The 14,258-nt window shown below is 48.9% G+C and carries 14 protein-coding genes and 1 other annotated feature; of the genes, 1 reads left to right on the top strand and 13 read right to left on the bottom strand.

The features are described from left to right. Positions 1-7: 7 nt before the first annotated feature. The 7 genes from ACKPBX_RS09030 to ACKPBX_RS09000 all read right to left on the bottom strand — a co-directional run bounded on the left by ACKPBX_RS09030 (position 8) and on the right by ACKPBX_RS09000 (position 6,784). Positions 8-718 carry an amino acid ABC transporter permease gene (locus ACKPBX_RS09030; protein ID WP_086990053.1) on the bottom strand — a complete coding sequence of 237 codons (711 nt, stop codon included), beginning with the start codon at positions 716-718 and terminating at the stop codon, positions 8-10. A 61-nt stretch (positions 719-779) separates the two neighbouring features. Further along, the gene (locus tag ACKPBX_RS09025) at positions 780-1,652 is read right to left on the bottom strand and encodes a transporter substrate-binding domain-containing protein (protein WP_086990056.1); all 873 of its coding nucleotides are present in this window, start codon (positions 1,650-1,652) and stop codon (positions 780-782) included. Positions 1,653-1,684: 32 nt separating this feature from the next. Beyond that, a complete protein-coding gene (locus tag ACKPBX_RS09020; RefSeq protein WP_319995200.1) occupies positions 1,685-2,788 on the bottom strand; it encodes a uroporphyrinogen decarboxylase family protein in 1,104 nt (367 codons plus the stop codon). 1 nt (position 2,789) lies between these two features. Further along, positions 2,790-3,830: a Gfo/Idh/MocA family protein gene (locus tag ACKPBX_RS09015; protein ID WP_086990608.1), complete on the bottom strand. Its 1,041-nt coding sequence runs from the start codon at positions 3,828-3,830 to the stop codon at positions 2,790-2,792. A 150-nt stretch (positions 3,831-3,980) separates the two neighbouring features. Then, positions 3,981-5,027 carry a uroporphyrinogen decarboxylase family protein gene (locus ACKPBX_RS09010; protein WP_319995199.1) on the bottom strand — a complete coding sequence of 349 codons (1,047 nt, stop codon included), beginning with the start codon at positions 5,025-5,027 and terminating at the stop codon, positions 3,981-3,983. 52 nt (positions 5,028-5,079) lie between these two features. Further along, positions 5,080-5,339: a binding site (T-box leader), on the bottom strand. 201 nt (positions 5,340-5,540) lie between these two features. Further along, the gene (locus ACKPBX_RS09005) at positions 5,541-6,401 is read right to left on the bottom strand and encodes an SDR family oxidoreductase (protein ID WP_319995198.1); all 861 of its coding nucleotides are present in this window, start codon (positions 6,399-6,401) and stop codon (positions 5,541-5,543) included. A 23-nt stretch (positions 6,402-6,424) separates the two neighbouring features. Then, positions 6,425-6,784: a putative quinol monooxygenase gene (locus ACKPBX_RS09000; RefSeq protein WP_319995197.1), complete on the bottom strand. Its 360-nt coding sequence runs from the start codon at positions 6,782-6,784 to the stop codon at positions 6,425-6,427. A gap of 190 nt (positions 6,785-6,974) precedes the next feature. Here ACKPBX_RS09000 and ACKPBX_RS08995 point away from each other — a divergent pair, with 190 nt between their 5' ends. After that, positions 6,975-7,544, top strand: a complete 570-nt coding sequence (locus tag ACKPBX_RS08995; RefSeq protein WP_319995196.1) for an NADPH-dependent F420 reductase — start codon at positions 6,975-6,977, stop codon at positions 7,542-7,544. A gap of 86 nt (positions 7,545-7,630) precedes the next feature. Here ACKPBX_RS08995 and ACKPBX_RS08990 read toward each other — a convergent pair whose 3' ends face one another. From ACKPBX_RS08990 to ACKPBX_RS08965, 6 genes are all read right to left on the bottom strand, one after another. Next, on the bottom strand, positions 7,631-8,599 hold the full coding sequence (locus tag ACKPBX_RS08990) for a transketolase family protein (protein ID WP_407702536.1): 969 nt from the start codon (positions 8,597-8,599) through the stop codon (positions 7,631-7,633). A gap of 2 nt (positions 8,600-8,601) precedes the next feature. Beyond that, a complete protein-coding gene (locus ACKPBX_RS08985; protein WP_319995195.1) occupies positions 8,602-9,438 on the bottom strand; it encodes a transketolase in 837 nt (278 codons plus the stop codon). 16 nt (positions 9,439-9,454) lie between these two features. After that, positions 9,455-10,816 (bottom strand): PTS ascorbate transporter subunit IIC, encoded by a 1,362-nt coding sequence (locus tag ACKPBX_RS08980; protein WP_319995194.1) that lies wholly within the window; start codon positions 10,814-10,816, stop codon positions 9,455-9,457. A gap of 26 nt (positions 10,817-10,842) precedes the next feature. Next, positions 10,843-11,133 carry a PTS sugar transporter subunit IIB gene (locus ACKPBX_RS08975; RefSeq protein WP_319995193.1) on the bottom strand — a complete coding sequence of 97 codons (291 nt, stop codon included), beginning with the start codon at positions 11,131-11,133 and terminating at the stop codon, positions 10,843-10,845. Next, complete coding sequence (locus tag ACKPBX_RS08970; RefSeq protein ID WP_319995192.1) at positions 11,126-13,189, bottom strand: BglG family transcription antiterminator; 2,064 nt, start codon at positions 13,187-13,189, stop codon at positions 11,126-11,128. Before ACKPBX_RS08970 ends, ACKPBX_RS08975 begins: the two co-directional genes overlap by 8 nt. 313 nt (positions 13,190-13,502) lie before the next feature. Then, positions 13,503-14,252, bottom strand: coding sequence for an esterase family protein (locus ACKPBX_RS08965; protein ID WP_319995191.1), 750 nt, complete (start codon positions 14,250-14,252; stop codon positions 13,503-13,505). Positions 14,253-14,258 lie beyond the last annotated feature (6 nt).

Raw genomic sequence — 14,258 nt, 5'->3', positions numbered from 1 at the left:
CTTTCTCTTAGGCCGCGCGCAGCGGTTGTTTTCCTGCTGATAGTTTGTCTTCCGCCAACTTGAACGCTTTTTCGATCGCCAGCGTCAATAGCCAATAGATGCCCGCCAAGGCGATGTAGGTCTCGATCGAATACCCGCCGAGATTGCGCGCGATGATCAGCTGGCCTTTGCCCATAATGTCGACGATGCCGATGGTGTAGGCCAAAGCTCCCTCCTTCATCAACAGGATGAACGAATTTCCGAGGTTCGGCAACGCACTCACGAGCGCTTGGGGCAAAACGATTCTTCTGAACGCTTGCGCTTCCGTAAGGCCGATGCTGAGGGCAGCCTCACGTTGCACTTTAGCGACCGCCAAGTAAGCCGAACGCATGATTTCCGAGCAAGGTGCGGAGAACAGGAGCGACAGGGCGATGACGACAAAGTAGAGGCGGTTCCAGCTATTGATGTCGATGCCGAAGACACCCAACAGCACCTCCGGCAAGCCGTAAAAGACCAAGAACATCATGACGATCGAAGGCGTGCAGCGGATGATCCAGATATAGCTATGGACGATTGCCCGCAGCCATTTTGGACCGCGGAGTCTTGCCCAGGTCGCCAAAAATCCCAGGATGCCTCCGATCACGATCGTTCCGATCAAAAATTGCAACGTCACGCCGAGACCGGACAGAATGTCCGGCACTGCCTTCCAAATATAAGTGATGTCGAATGGACGATTCATCTTTTTGCCTCCCTTTGTAGCTTCAGCTGTTGTGTTCCGTTCTCCGGCAGCAGCGCGAATCTTATTCCTTCACGTATTGGAATGTGTTTTCGCCAAGAAATTCGATCATCAAATCATCGATTGTTCCGTCTTCTTGCAATTGCAGGAAGGCTTCGTCGTATGCGTCGGCCAACGCTTGTTGGTCCTTGTTGAACAACGGCCATGTCGGCAGCGCTTCATAGACGAAGTAGGAAAAATCATCCTTGTATTGGCTGTACGGTGCGCCTTCTGCCAACACGTTCACTTCATAAGCGGTCTTGACGGCGAAGTAGCCGTCATAGCGGCCTTCCAACAACCAGGTGTAGGCATCCGCGATTTCGAATACGTCTGCCGCAGTCAACTCGATCGGCGTATCCGGGTGCTCTTCATTGAATGCTTGGATCACATTGTACTGGGCGTTGTTCGGCGAAATCGGCACTAGGCTCTTGCCGGCAGCCGCGAATGTTTCCAAGTCCGTGATTTCAGCCGCATCTTCCGAACGGATCAGCACGCCGATACTGCTGGCGCCGATGTAATGTTCAGGGAAAATGAATTTCTGTGCGCGTTCCTCGGTGTACCAAGCGCCTTTCGTTCCGACAGCATACTTGCCGGATTCGATCCCGATCAGCAGATCCTCGTCGGAAGTCGGCACATATTCGAATTCATACTGCGGCAATAACTCGTCGATGGCCTTCAGCACGCTGACTTCATAGCCGGTCGATTCGCCGTTCTCATCGACATAATTCATCGGTGCGGAACTTTGTGTATGCGCGACTTTCACCGTAGTCACTTCCACCGCCTCGGCTGCAGAACCGCTCGTTGCTTCGCTTGAAGTTTCCGCTCCGATCTGGCCGCATCCAGCCAAAAATGCCGCCCCCAATAAACTTACTGTCGTCACTAATCTTTTTCGCTTCATATATTTACTCCTCCTGTATGTTTCTGATTCGTTTAATGGTTCGCTGTTTTTAGGATGGTAGCCTGCACTTTTTGGGCAGCCGCATGGATGCGTTGGTAAAAATCCGGGTTGGCTTCCAATGAAATTGCGCAGCCGGGTGCAAATACGATGCCCGTGTCGCCGGTTTCAGTCAGGACATCCGCCAAGCGATCGACCAGCAAGTCCTCGATTTCCTGCGCCTGATTTGAGAATGTCAGATCGGTTTTTGGCGAGATACCGCCAACCAGCAGTTTATCCGTCAGGGCACGTAGTTTGCGGAAACTTAACCGGGTCGGATCCTCCGCGTGATCGCTGCCGTCTTCCCAGTTGATGGCTTGGACATCGTAATCGATAAAACGCTCCACAGCCAAATCGACATGTCCATGCGCATGCAGGATATTGAACCAGGTACGGTCCTTGATATAAGCCAACAGGTCATCCGTATAAGGTTTGGCGAAAGCGGCATAATCGGCTTCGGATATGTCGCCGCGCTGACTGTACTGTTCGGCGATGAAGAAGCCGTCCACGCCGGCAGCGATCAATTCGTCCACGAACACCTTGTTGGAGGCATGCAGCACATCGAGCGCCGCCTTCAATTCCTCACGGTGATGCTCCAGAAATTCTGCAATCGGGCTTTCTTCCGGTCCGTCGACGATATGCGCGATCGAATCGTTACCCGGCGCAAATTGCTTCACCCATGACAAAGGCGAGAAGACGGTACCGACGACCACTTTTTCGCTTTTGTAGTGCTCCACGATTTTCTTGGCAAAAGCGGCTTCGCGCTGGATCACCGGATTGTCCGCCTTGAGAGGCACCAAACGGGTCAAATCTTCCGCGCTCCGGATCGGATAGTCCAGTATTTTGCCTGCCCATTCTTTCGCATCCGTCGAGAAGGTGATTGGCGTTCCGTAGGCTTCAGCGAAGAATTGGCCTTGCGACATCAGCTTGATCAGGTCCCAATCATTCTCATCCGTGAAGGCGATCGTCGCTTCGGCGAACGCCTCAACATCCCGATCCACCAACGGCATGTGACGCCAACCGGAAATGGCCGGTCTGTCCAAAGGTTGCTTCTTGAGTGCCGCTTCTATTCTTTTTCTTCCATTAAATGTTTCTGTCATGTTATGCATCCTCCTGTTCGATGGGTATCCATGTCTGTATTGCTTGCGAGCGGTAAGCGGCGGCCAGAATACGCAATGCCGTTATCCCCTGTTCCGCTGTCACGAAGGGAACTGTATCCTGTTCGATGCTTTCGACAAACTTGTCGACGATCGGTGTCAATGGTTCTGTATAGAAACCGTCCTGCGAGGGATCATCCAGGTAGGTCTTTTCCCCGTTCTTCCGGTAAAGTGCCACCGGATGCCCGTCCGCATAAGTTACGGCCGTGGCCTTTTCGCCGTAGATGACGGTCTGCCTTTCGTTCGAATAATCAAACCAGTGGGTCAGCAAGGTTCCTTGGATGCCCGAGCGATGTTGGAGTTGCAACACTGCATAATCCTCATAAGGAACCGGGCTTCCGTCCGCCAACTGCTTGCCTTGTGTCGCGGTCTGGGCCAACACTGCAGTGACGGGATCTTCGCTGAATAAGTAGTTCAACAAATCGATACGGTGGACGCCCACCTGCGCCAGAGCGCCGTTCGTATGGCCGATCCGATCGTAGAAATCGGGGACCGCCGTACCCCAACCGTCATTTTCCTGACCTTGGTTGGCCAATGTCGTCCGGTAAGCATGAATCTTTCCGAGTGTCCCTTCCGTCAGCAACTTTTTCAGCAGCTGATGTGCGGGATAAAGTCGTTGGTTATGGATGATCATCAGCTTTTTCCCCGTTTTTTCGGCTGTCTGCTGCATGCGTTCGGCCTCGGCCACCGAATCCGCCATCGGCTTTTCACACAGCACATGCTTACCGGCTTCCAGTGCAGCGATGGTGATGGGGCTGTGCGATTGTTCGTTCGTTGCGACGATAACGGCATCGACCGTTCCGTCTTCCCAGATTTCCTCAAGAGTCCGATAGACTTTTCCGCCGTACTTCTTTTGGAAAGCTTCTGCTTTTGCGATCGTACGGTTATAGAATCCAACCAGATCGACTTTTTCGTTTTTATCGCTTAGAGGGGCGTGCCGCTGTTTCGAAACATCCCCGCAACCGATGATGACGATCCCGACCATGGGACCCCTCCTTCCTGAACTCCGGCTTACCGGAATGGCTATCGTTTTTTAGTATGTGTCTGATTCTAACACGGTGCTTATTTTAAAAATAATACCGATTGTCTATCAGGGTTGACCGACTTTGGCGAACACCGCTCCTGCCGTCCTGTTTTATTTTTGCAGCGACCTCGTTTGTTTGTTGTTTTTGCCTGAGACGCCTGCCGCTGTTTGCCTTACCAATTCCAAACGATCCAGTCCGATCTGCGGATCGACAGTGCAATCCGCTCCGATGATGACGCCTGTATCGCCGATTTCGTGGATGATGTCGACCGTGAATCGGGCGATGTCCGCCTTGTTCCCCGAGTCCAACAAGGTGCCGGTGTTATTGTCGAAGCCGCCGATCACCGCTTTGTTGCCGAAGAAATCTTTGCCTTCCTTCAGACTGATTTTTTCGGTGTGTACCGCCCAGTTGTAGGCTTTTGCTTCATAATCCCGGTAGTACGACAAGTCGTTTTGATGATGCTCATAGCCGCAGATATGTAGGATATTGTAGTCGCTGACTTTGTTCGCCTCCGCCAATACCGCCAACTCACTCGGCGCGATGTAATTTTGATAGGCTTCTTTGGTGGCAGTGCTGCTTTGGACGTTCTGCACGCTCAGATAGATGCCGTCCGTGCCCGCCTCTTCAATGACTCTCTGGGTCAAGACTGCGATGTCTTTTGCGATTTCGTTCGCCGCATAAGCGAGGGCTTCCGGTTCGGTTTCGAAGAAGCGGGTAAATTTTTCGGGATCCTTGTCCCACGCTTCGAAGGCAATCCGGATATAGTTCGCCGGCGAAAAGATATTATAGAAAGTTGCGACTTCGCCGTTGAAGGATTCCTTGATCCGTTTCACCGTCTTGACCTGCTCCGTGATCCAAGGGTGATTCGGCCCAACTGCTTGGACGTTGTAGAGGTCATCCGCTATTTCAATCCTTTTTTCCAACAGACTCGGATGCCCGAAAAAGCCATCGCTCATGATCTTTACGAAATCGGGTTTGAAGGCGTCATAGAATTCCTTGTGCCCCGCGATCACTCGATCCAAAATCGCTCTGTCCTCCAAACCACGGAATTGAGCATCACCGAAAACAAAGTGAAACCAAAAGCCAACCGGCACACGCTCCGTTTCCTTGTTGTCGAAAGTGTCAAAAATCAATTGTTTTCTATTCGTCTCTGTCATATGTTTTCCTCCTAAAATGTAAAATAAAAAGCCGCCCTTCCTGGATTGTTCCAGAAAGGACGACTGTTAGATCGTGGTTCCACCTTTTTTCGCGAAAAGCTTGCGCTTTCCGCCTCAACCGGTACAGAGCCTTTTGCTGCGCTCGATACCGTTGCCTGTCTAACGGGGGCGTCCGGATACGTCTGCAGGAAAACCCCTGTCAACGCATCAACTCCGAGGCCATTTTTCCTGTGCTGCCGTCCACTCTTTTCCACCGACCAAGAGCTCTCTGAAGGACTATCCAACCAGTACTTTCCTCTTCTTTGCTTTTTTCTGTATGGCTTTTATTTGATAGACAAAGTCTACCACCGCAGCCACGGCCTGAAAAGCACACGATTCCGAACAGGATTGACAGGGAAAAGCGAACAGCGGGTTGGTTATGCATGGGGTAAAACATGGATAACGGCCAAGTATCCATGTTTAAGCGCACAAAAAGGAGCCGCCTCGCAATGAGACGACCCCTTTTCTTACCTATTACTTTGCCGAAGCAGCCTGAAAATCGAATTCTCCGGTCAAACCAAAGTCGATATACAGAACTTGACCGCTCAGGTAACTGAACAGGTCACTGCCGATAAACACCAACGGATAGCCCATTTCTTCCGGCAATCCCGGACGGCCGTTCCAGCTCTTCAGGTATAGATCGTGCAGAACTTGTGCGCCACCGGCTTCGGTGCCATCACTGCTGGCAGCCAAGTTGAACTCTTTGATTAAAGCCGTAGAAGTGAAGCTTGGCCCGATTGCGTTGATCCGGATTTTATGTCCGATGAATTCCGGCGCACGCGTTTTTGATTTGACATAGGCAGTGACGCATTGCTTAGAAAACTGATAAGGATCGGGAGTCTGTTCCTCTGTAAACAGATCCACGTGTTCATCCACCCATTTCTCAGTTGCTTCGAATGTTGGGCAAGCCAATACCTCGCCAACATTCTGCATGTTTTGCTCCCAACCATAGCCGCCCGTGGACGAAATGAAAGTCACTGAGCCGCCATCTGTGATTCTCGGCAACAGCTCCTCAACCATGTAGCGTTGGCCAACAAAGTTGACCATTTGGATGAATTTTTCTTTGCCTTTGCCGATACCCACACCATGACACATGAACAGCGCATCGATTTTCTCGGGCAATTGTGCCACAACTTCATCGATTGTCGCTTTTTGGCTTAAATCAGCAGAAATGAATTGAAATACGGGCAAGTCAGTCTCATTGCGATCGACTGCGTAGACTTTTGCGCCCAGGCTCAATAATAGTTCTGTGGCAGATTTTGCCATACCGGAAGCCGCTCCAGTGATCACGACTGTCTTACCTTGATAGCCTAATAATTCTTCGATGTTTTTCATAACTAGTTCCTCGCTCCTTTATGTTAACGTCTAAAGCCACCGATAGGCGCCATGTATTTAGCCCCAAAACCGTCCAAAGCTTCAATTACAGCTGTATTGGGTGAACCATAAACGACAAAACTGGTTGCATCGCCAAAGGCCATCAAACGTGCAGCATATTTTTCTTTGAATGTTGCAAGATGCGCTAAAGTAGCTTCATCACTTTCGTAGCATTCATAAATATGGCAAATTTCTCCATCTTCCGAAACAGTCCATTCATAAGCCAATGTGCCTGGCTCATTTTCCTTTGTTGTGTTCACCATTTCATTCATCAGTTCTTTCAAACCGGACAACTCTTTAGTATTTAATGTTAACTCAAAAATCCACGCAATATGTTCAAACATGTTTACATCCCCAATCAAATTTAATTAATCCCATCTTATATGACAGCATTCCGGCTGACTAGTACGCACCTTTTTGTAACCTACTGATGAAAAAGTGCCTACTTACAGATTGATAGCTGAAATGTCTATAATGAATGCATGGGACGAATAGCCCATTCCACACCCAATAAATTTTCCAGGAGGAACTACAATGAACGTAACAATTTTCGGAAAAGGCAATATGGCAACAGCAATCGCAAAGAATTTTGAAGCTGCAGGAAATGCAGTGAATTATGTTGAACATGAAACGGATGCAACACTGGATGAAGTCGTTGTATTGGCAGTCCCTTATCCTGCGGTCGATGATGTGATCAGCCGTTATAAAGAGCAATTGGACGGAAAAATTGTCGTTGATATCACCAATCCATTAAACTTCGAAACGTGGGACGAATTGGTTGTGCCGGCAGATGGCTCTGCTGCTTCGGAAATCCAGAAGAAACTTCCAAACAGCAAAGTTGTCAAAGGCTTCAACACAAATTTCGCCGGAACATTGGCTTCAGGTAAAGTCAGTGGTGAAATCCCTACAGTCGTGTTGCTGGCTTCTGATTTTGCAGACGCGAAAGAGCAATTGATCACTGCGCTGAAAGACAGCCCGTTAACGGTCGTTGACGCCGGCAGCTTGAAACGCGCACGCGAACTGGAAGCATTCGGCTTCCTGCAGATGACACTGGCCGTCAAAGAAGAAATCACATGGGCCGGTGGGTTTGGAATCGTGAAATAGTTCATCAAGAACGACTAATTTGTTTTGACCATTAAAAAAGGAACGGAAAAACAGGACGTCCCCTGCTTTCCGTTCCTTTTCAGACGTTACACGTTCACGCCAACCTTTGTTTTTTGATCAACCAATTTTTTGGCCTGTGCAACAATGTTTTCCACGGTCAGACCGTATTGTTCCTTCAGATAATCCACTTTCCCGACTTGTCCGAAAGCTTCGCGGACGCCGACGCGATATTGCAAAGTCGGCTTCAGTTCAGCCAATGTTTCGGCTACCGCGCTGCCGATGCCGCCGATGACATTGTGGTTCTCGGCTGTCACGATTGCGCCCGTTTCAGCAGCTTTCAGTAAAGCCGCTTCATTCACCGGTTTGACCCGATATAGATCGATGACCGTGGCTGAGATGCCTTCTTCCGCTAACCGATCTGCAGCCTGCAAAGCATCGGATACCATGATCCCCGAAGCGATGATGCTGACATCGGAACCTTCCCGCAACAGCTTGAAGCCGTCTTCGAAAGTTTCTCCTTCCGGATAGATTTCGATCGCGTTTTTACGGATCATCCGCACATAGTTCAAGCCATCCGTATGGTACGTTTCTTCAAGGATAGCCTGCAAGCATTTGTCATCGCTGGCCTCATAGACATGCGCATCCGGGATGGCACGCAATAGGGACAACTCCTCGAAAGGCATATGCGTTCCACCATTGGCCTCCGCTGTGACGCCCGCATCGGAGCCGATGATGGTCACATTCGTTCCGGCATAGGCGACCGAGATGAAGATCTGGTCGAATACCCGTCTGCTCGCGAACGGTCCGAAAGTATGGATATAGGGTTTGAACCCGGCTACCGAAAGTCCTGCGGCGCAAGATACTTCCTGGGCCTCCATGATCCCTACGTTGATGTAGCGATCGCCCAACTCTTCCTTGATTTTATCCGTGGACATCGAGCTCGACAAGTCTGCTTCCAGCACAACGATGCTGTCGTCTTTTCTCGCTTTATCCAACAAGAATTTTCGGTATACTTCACGCAATTCGGTTTTCCCAATTTTCGCTTCAAAAGTCATCCTTATCTCACTCCTATCTCAATGCCGATTTTTTCAGTAGTCGCCTCAATGGCAGCCTTTGCCGCATCATCCAAGCGAAGGTGGTGGTTGCTGTACATGTCTTCGATGTACGGAACCCCTTGACCTTTTACCGTATCCAGTACGATGGCGATCGGCTTCCCTGTCAGGGACTTAGCCGTTTCGACTGCGGCATTGATTTCTTCAACTGAAGATCCGTCGGCTTTCCGTGTATGGAATCCGAAAGCAGCGAATTTCGCTTCGAAATCAAACGGATTGCAGATTTCAGTCGTATACCCATCGAGTTGTTTCTTGTTGTCGTCGATGAACAGGATGAAATGATCGAGCTGTCTATGGGCGGCAAATTGTATTGCTTCCCAGCATTGCCCTTCATTCAGTTCACCATCCCCGACTACACAGTAGGTATAGTTATTGCGCCCGGCAAGCTTGTTCCCATACGCAATCCCCGTAGCGGCGGAAATGCCTTGACCCAGCGATCCGGTTGTCATATCCACGCCTGGTGTTTTATTTTTGTCCGGATGCGACGGCAAATTCGTACCATTCTGGTTCAATGTGTAGAGCCAGTCTTCAGTGATGTAACCTTTCAAGAATAGGGTTGCGTACAACGCAGGTCCGGCATGCCCTTTCGAAAGGACGAAGAAATCGCGGTTCAGGTCATCCTTCGTTTCAGGACTTACTTGCAGTTGATAGCCATAGAGGACGGCGAGCGTCTCCACAATCGAGAGACTGCCGCCGTAATGCCCGTAACCCATATAGTTCAATTCTTTTAAGGTATAGTACCGAATCTGATCTGCTAAGTTTTTTATTGCTTGGTTATCCATGTATGCCACTTCCTCCTTATTCTGCGGTTACTGTTTTTTTGTTTTTATCAAGAGCAGTCAAAGCCAGCATGATTGCAATAACGATTGCGATACCGATCATGATTGCTGTCTTACCGCCCATATTAGCCAGGCTGCCAAGAATGATGCCTGATGAAGCAAAGTCGGCATCTGAGAATGTGGATCCAGCAAAACCTAATTCGCCCAATACCGGCATTAAGAATAGCGGCAAGAAGCTGATCAACATACCTTGCAGGAATGAACCGGCGATTGCACCTCTTAGTCCGCCTGAAGAATTCCCGATGACCCCGGCAGTCGCTCCAACAAAGAAATGTGGGACTACACCCGGAAGGATGATGACACCGCCAGTGAAGATCATGATGACCATGCTGACAAGTCCACCTACAAAACTTGAGAAGAAACCGATCAGTACAGCATTTGGCGCATACGGATAAACGATTGGGCAGTCCAATGCTGGTTTTGCATTCGGAACCAATTTATCGGAGATCCCTTTGAAGGCCGGAACGATTTCATTCAGGATCAGACGAACACCAGCAAGAATTACGAACACGCCGGCTGCGAATGAACCGGACTGCTGTAAAGCGAAGATCAGATAGTTCGTCCCGCCGCTTAAATTTTCTTGGATGTATGCAGAGCCTGTAAACAAGGCAACTATGGTGTAGAGAACAGTCATCGTAATCGCGATGCTGACGGTTGAATCACGAAGGAAACCAAGGCTCTTAGGGAATTTGATGTCTTCCGTAGACTTTTCTTTATTTCCGATTAATTTACCGACATATCCGCTCAATGCATAGCTGACGGCACTAAAGTGTCCCAAAGCTACCGAGTCATTGCCTGTCAATTCAACCATGAAGCGTTGAACCAATGCCGGCGATACGGACATGATGATCCCTAAAACCAATCCACCTAATAAAATAAGCGACAGAGAAGTGAAGCCGGCAACGGACATGATTACCGCAACCATGCACGCCATGTACAGCGTATGGTGACCGGTCAAGAAAATGTATTTGAATTTAGTGAAGCGTGCAATCAGGATGTTGAAGATCATCCCCGACAACATGATAAGGGCTGTACTTGTGCCGTATTGGTCTAATGCGACAGCTACGATTGCTTCATTATTCGGGATAACACCTTGCATGTTAAAGGCTACTTTGAACATTTCCCCAAAAGGCTCCAACGCACCGACGATCACGCCGGCTCCTGCAGTCACAACCAGGAACCCGACGAATGTCTTTACGCCGCCTTTGACAACATCTGTTGTTGATTTCTTTTGAAGCACGGAACCCAAAACAGCGATTAAAGCTACTAAAATGGCAGGGGTACTGGCAATGTCAATCAGGATATCTAATAGTCCATTCATAATCTCTACACCTCTTCGATTTTATTTTATGCGATCAAACCTTTGTCTTTGCATGCTTGCGTCACTTTTTCGCGCAGTTCATTCATGTCAATAATGCTTTTCAAGAAGCGCACATCGCCGAGATGTCCCGCAGAATTCTCCAGGTCTTGCCCAACGAACCACACATCCGCTTCACCTGGACTTGCAGAACTTAGGTCGTAATGCTGCACCGTTACTTTGTCGCTTACCCCCAGTTCCCTTAAGATCGATTGAATGTTCATTTCCACCATAAAACTCGAACCCAAACCTGAACCACACGCTGCTCCAAATCTAACCATTGACTTTCTCCCCTTCACTGAACATATTTATGATTTCTTTGCTGGTAGTTGCTGCTTTCAATTCCGACAATTTATCTTCTGAACTCAGGATGCCGGTCAATTCCGACAATGCCTTCAGGTGGGTTTTGTTGTCGATAGCTGCGATACAGATGATCGTATCCACTGCATGGGCTTCATCCCCCAATAGATTCACCGGTTCCTTGAGCCGCAGCATCGACATACCGATGCGGTTGACCCCTTCCTCCGGTCTGGCATGCGGGATGGCAACACCTTTCCCCAAGTCGATAAATGGACCGAATTCTTTCACTTTATTGATCATCGCTGCGATATAATCGCTCGAGATTGTGTCATTTTCCAATAACGGGTTTCCTGCAAAACGGATCGCCTGCTCCCAATCAGCGCACTGATCGGCAAATTGAATCGTATCCGCTACCAATAAATCTTTTAACATAGGCGTATATCTCCTTCCGTAGGCATCTGTTGGATTCAAAGTCATGCTCAACTCGTTCCGTAAGGCCCCTTCATTTTCAATTTTTGCATGTTTCTTGATGATCGCTATGAGCGCATTCAGGTCCGGCCCTAAATAACTGTCTACCGGAAAAGCATCCAGTACTGCGCGGATCAGGTGCCTTTTTGATTCCGCGTTCATCATCGGGTTCACTATGAATACGGGTTTGGCGGATTCGACATATACGGTTGAAAAGACGAGATCATATTCCTTCGAATCGAGATCGTAAAAACTTTCCAAATTGTGTCCATCTATCCAACTGATATTTCCGAACATTTGGCGCAGCTCCGAAAGCAGAATCAAAGAAGAACTGATGCCGCTCGGACAAATGACCGCTGCCCGATACGTACTCTGCTTATTGATTTGGCCTTCTATCTCGCCGCCGAAATGGATCGTGAAATAAGCGATCTCATCATCGGTCATCGCACCTTCCGCATATTCTTCTAACGGTTTAAGCGCACGCTTCACCAAAATGAACAACCTTTTGTGTTTGGCCTGGATCATTTCCGTCAAGACATTATCAAGCTCGATTCCGAAAAGAATGCGGTAATAGGCAGGCACCAGATGAAGATACAGGTTTCGGAAGAGTTCCTCTTTCCTTTCGAAAGATACGACGGCGATCCGTTCCATTTCGGAAATGATGGCCATTGTGATTTTCTTGAGGGCTTCATCTTCGCTGCTTTCCCATTTGCCCTCGATTGTTCCCAGGAAAAGCATCACGATGAAGCCAATTTCCTCTTTCTCCCCTTGAATCTCGAAATCCTTGAACAAGTGGCGGTAAACCTTCTCTGCCAACTCCCATAACGGGCTTGCCGACAGAACTCCTTGCTGTTTCTCTGTAAAAGTCAGGTGCCCTTGGACACGCGCTACCCGGATCCTCGTGTAAAGGATAAGATAAAGCGAGTCACGGATCCGTTCCTCCACATAATGCATATTGTGTTCGTTTGCGTAGGCCTTGATGATCCGAATGACCGGCTCAAGGTCGATCGTTTCCTGCCAATCTTCCGCAATATAGTTCAATGCCCAATTTCCGGAAGCGTGGCGCAACAGCTGGCTGATGCTGTGGAAAGCCATCCGCCGTTTATCGGCCTCATTCCCCTCCAAAAAGTACCCTCTCGAACGCTGATATTCCAAGGTAGTTCCGTATTCAGACAACTTGCAGCGCAGCCGTTTGATATCGGCCAATGTCGTGTTCTTGCTTACTTTCAATAGATCCTGATAGTGAAAATTGGAAATAAAATCTTTGCGGATGAATGTATACAGGTAAAGCATATACATCCGCTCCTCTTCATCGAGATAAATCTGCGGTGAAGCGAAAACTTTTTGAAGCGCATCCTCCATGGCGATCAAGGATTTGGGCACGGTGTATTTTTCCGGATCAACTGACACCGTTGGAAAATCATTTTTGGCCAACAACTCATTCAAGGTAGCTAAGTCCTGCATGAGCACGTTCGTCGGCTCGTTCATCTTCAATCCCAATTCCCAATAATGCATCTGCGGCATGGCGATGATTTTTTTGAGGAGAATCAATAATCGATTGTCGTACATGTACACCCTCCTTACGAAACCTAGTATAGCTTGCAACCCTTTTCATTTGAAGCTTATCTCGGTCCAACCGTTTTCCCGAAATCGAAAATCGACTGGACCCAATTCCAAAAACGCTTTCATACCAATGGAAATGAATGATTGAAGGCGTGCTGCAGCTACTAGCGTTTGTCTATTTTTTCTGGACAATCCAGAACAATAGTATTATTATAATCAATTTTGAAGCTGCTGCACCCTGAATTCGAGAGAATTTCATTTTTTACGCGCAACAAAAAGGCCCTCTCAGCAAAACGCTGAAAGGACAGATTTTTCATCATTATAGTTTGCCTTGCTCATTCAGTTTGCCCAAGAAATACGGCATCTGGACGCGCCACCATTCCCAGTCGTGGTGGACATCAGTGCCCCAAAAATCGATCCAGGCGGGGATGTTCTTGAAGCGCAGCACTTCTTCGATTTTCTTCGTGTCTTTGATGCTGACTTCTTCCCAATTGCCTTGGCCGGTGGCGACGATGATGTTGCCGGAACGGTATTTGTCCAGGAACCAGCCGTCATTCAGATTCCAAAGGTAGTCGATCGGGGAGTTCTCATAAACGTTGCGGTCATGGTAATCCCCGAAGAAATAACGGACATCGTAGAGCCCGCTCAGCGCGATGACGCTGTCGAAGACGTCCGGATAGCGCAGGTAAAAGTTCAGGCTGTGGTAGCCGCCCATGCTGCAGCCGGTCGCGATCATCGGTCCCTGATGGTTCGTCTGGTGCTTGATGTGCGGCACCAGTTCCTCGATGATGTAGCGGTCATAGAGTTCGTGCATATTGGCGCGGTCGTAGGGACTTTTCCATTCGCACAGCCAGGATTCGTTGTCCACGCTGTCCGGCGTGTAAAACTGCACCAAGCCTTGGTCGATGAACCACTGGCAAGCTTCAATCATGCCGAAGTCCGCGTATTCGTTGTGGCTTCCCCCGGATGATGGGAAGACGATGATCGGTTTACCAGCATGTCCATAGCGATTGAAACGCATCTCACGGTTTAGGTGACCGCTCCATTGTGATGAATATTCTACGTGCATCTTATT

The sequence above is a fragment of the Trichococcus shcherbakoviae genome, from assembly GCF_963666195.1.
Lineage (GTDB): Bacteria > Bacillota > Bacilli > Lactobacillales > Aerococcaceae > Trichococcus > Trichococcus shcherbakoviae.
Note: the sequence above shows the minus strand (reverse complement) of the source record. Positions and strands in the feature narration are given on the sequence as shown.

Coding starts and splice junctions, on each gene's coding strand:
- ACKPBX_RS08980 (WP_319995194.1), bottom strand. CDS start 10,816: ATGAATGGACTATTAGATATCCTGATTGACATTGCCAGTACCCCTGCC.
- ACKPBX_RS08975 (WP_319995193.1), bottom strand. CDS start 11,133: ATGGTTAGATTTGGAGCAGCGTGTGGTTCAGGTTTGGGTTCGAGTTTT.
- ACKPBX_RS09025 (WP_086990056.1), bottom strand. CDS start 1,652: ATGAAGCGAAAAAGATTAGTGACGACAGTAAGTTTATTGGGGGCGGCA.
- ACKPBX_RS08970 (WP_319995192.1), bottom strand. CDS start 13,189: ATGTACGACAATCGATTATTGATTCTCCTCAAAAAAATCATCGCCATG.
- ACKPBX_RS09015 (WP_086990608.1), bottom strand. CDS start 3,830: ATGGTCGGGATCGTCATCATCGGTTGCGGGGATGTTTCGAAACAGCGG.
- ACKPBX_RS08985 (WP_319995195.1), bottom strand. CDS start 9,438: ATGGATAACCAAGCAATAAAAAACTTAGCAGATCAGATTCGGTACTAT.
- ACKPBX_RS09005 (WP_319995198.1), bottom strand. CDS start 6,401: ATGAAAAACATCGAAGAATTATTAGGCTATCAAGGTAAGACAGTCGTG.
- ACKPBX_RS09020 (WP_319995200.1), bottom strand. CDS start 2,788: ATGACAGAAACATTTAATGGAAGAAAAAGAATAGAAGCGGCACTCAAG.
- ACKPBX_RS09030 (WP_086990053.1), bottom strand. CDS start 718: ATGAATCGTCCATTCGACATCACTTATATTTGGAAGGCAGTGCCGGAC.
- ACKPBX_RS08965 (WP_319995191.1), bottom strand. CDS start 14,252: ATGCACGTAGAATATTCATCACAATGGAGCGGTCACCTAAACCGTGAG.
- ACKPBX_RS09010 (WP_319995199.1), bottom strand. CDS start 5,027: ATGACAGAGACGAATAGAAAACAATTGATTTTTGACACTTTCGACAAC.
- ACKPBX_RS08995 (WP_319995196.1), top strand. CDS start 6,975: ATGAACGTAACAATTTTCGGAAAAGGCAATATGGCAACAGCAATCGCA.
- ACKPBX_RS08990 (WP_407702536.1), bottom strand. CDS start 8,599: ATGACTTTTGAAGCGAAAATTGGGAAAACCGAATTGCGTGAAGTATAC.
- ACKPBX_RS09000 (WP_319995197.1), bottom strand. CDS start 6,784: ATGTTTGAACATATTGCGTGGATTTTTGAGTTAACATTAAATACTAAA.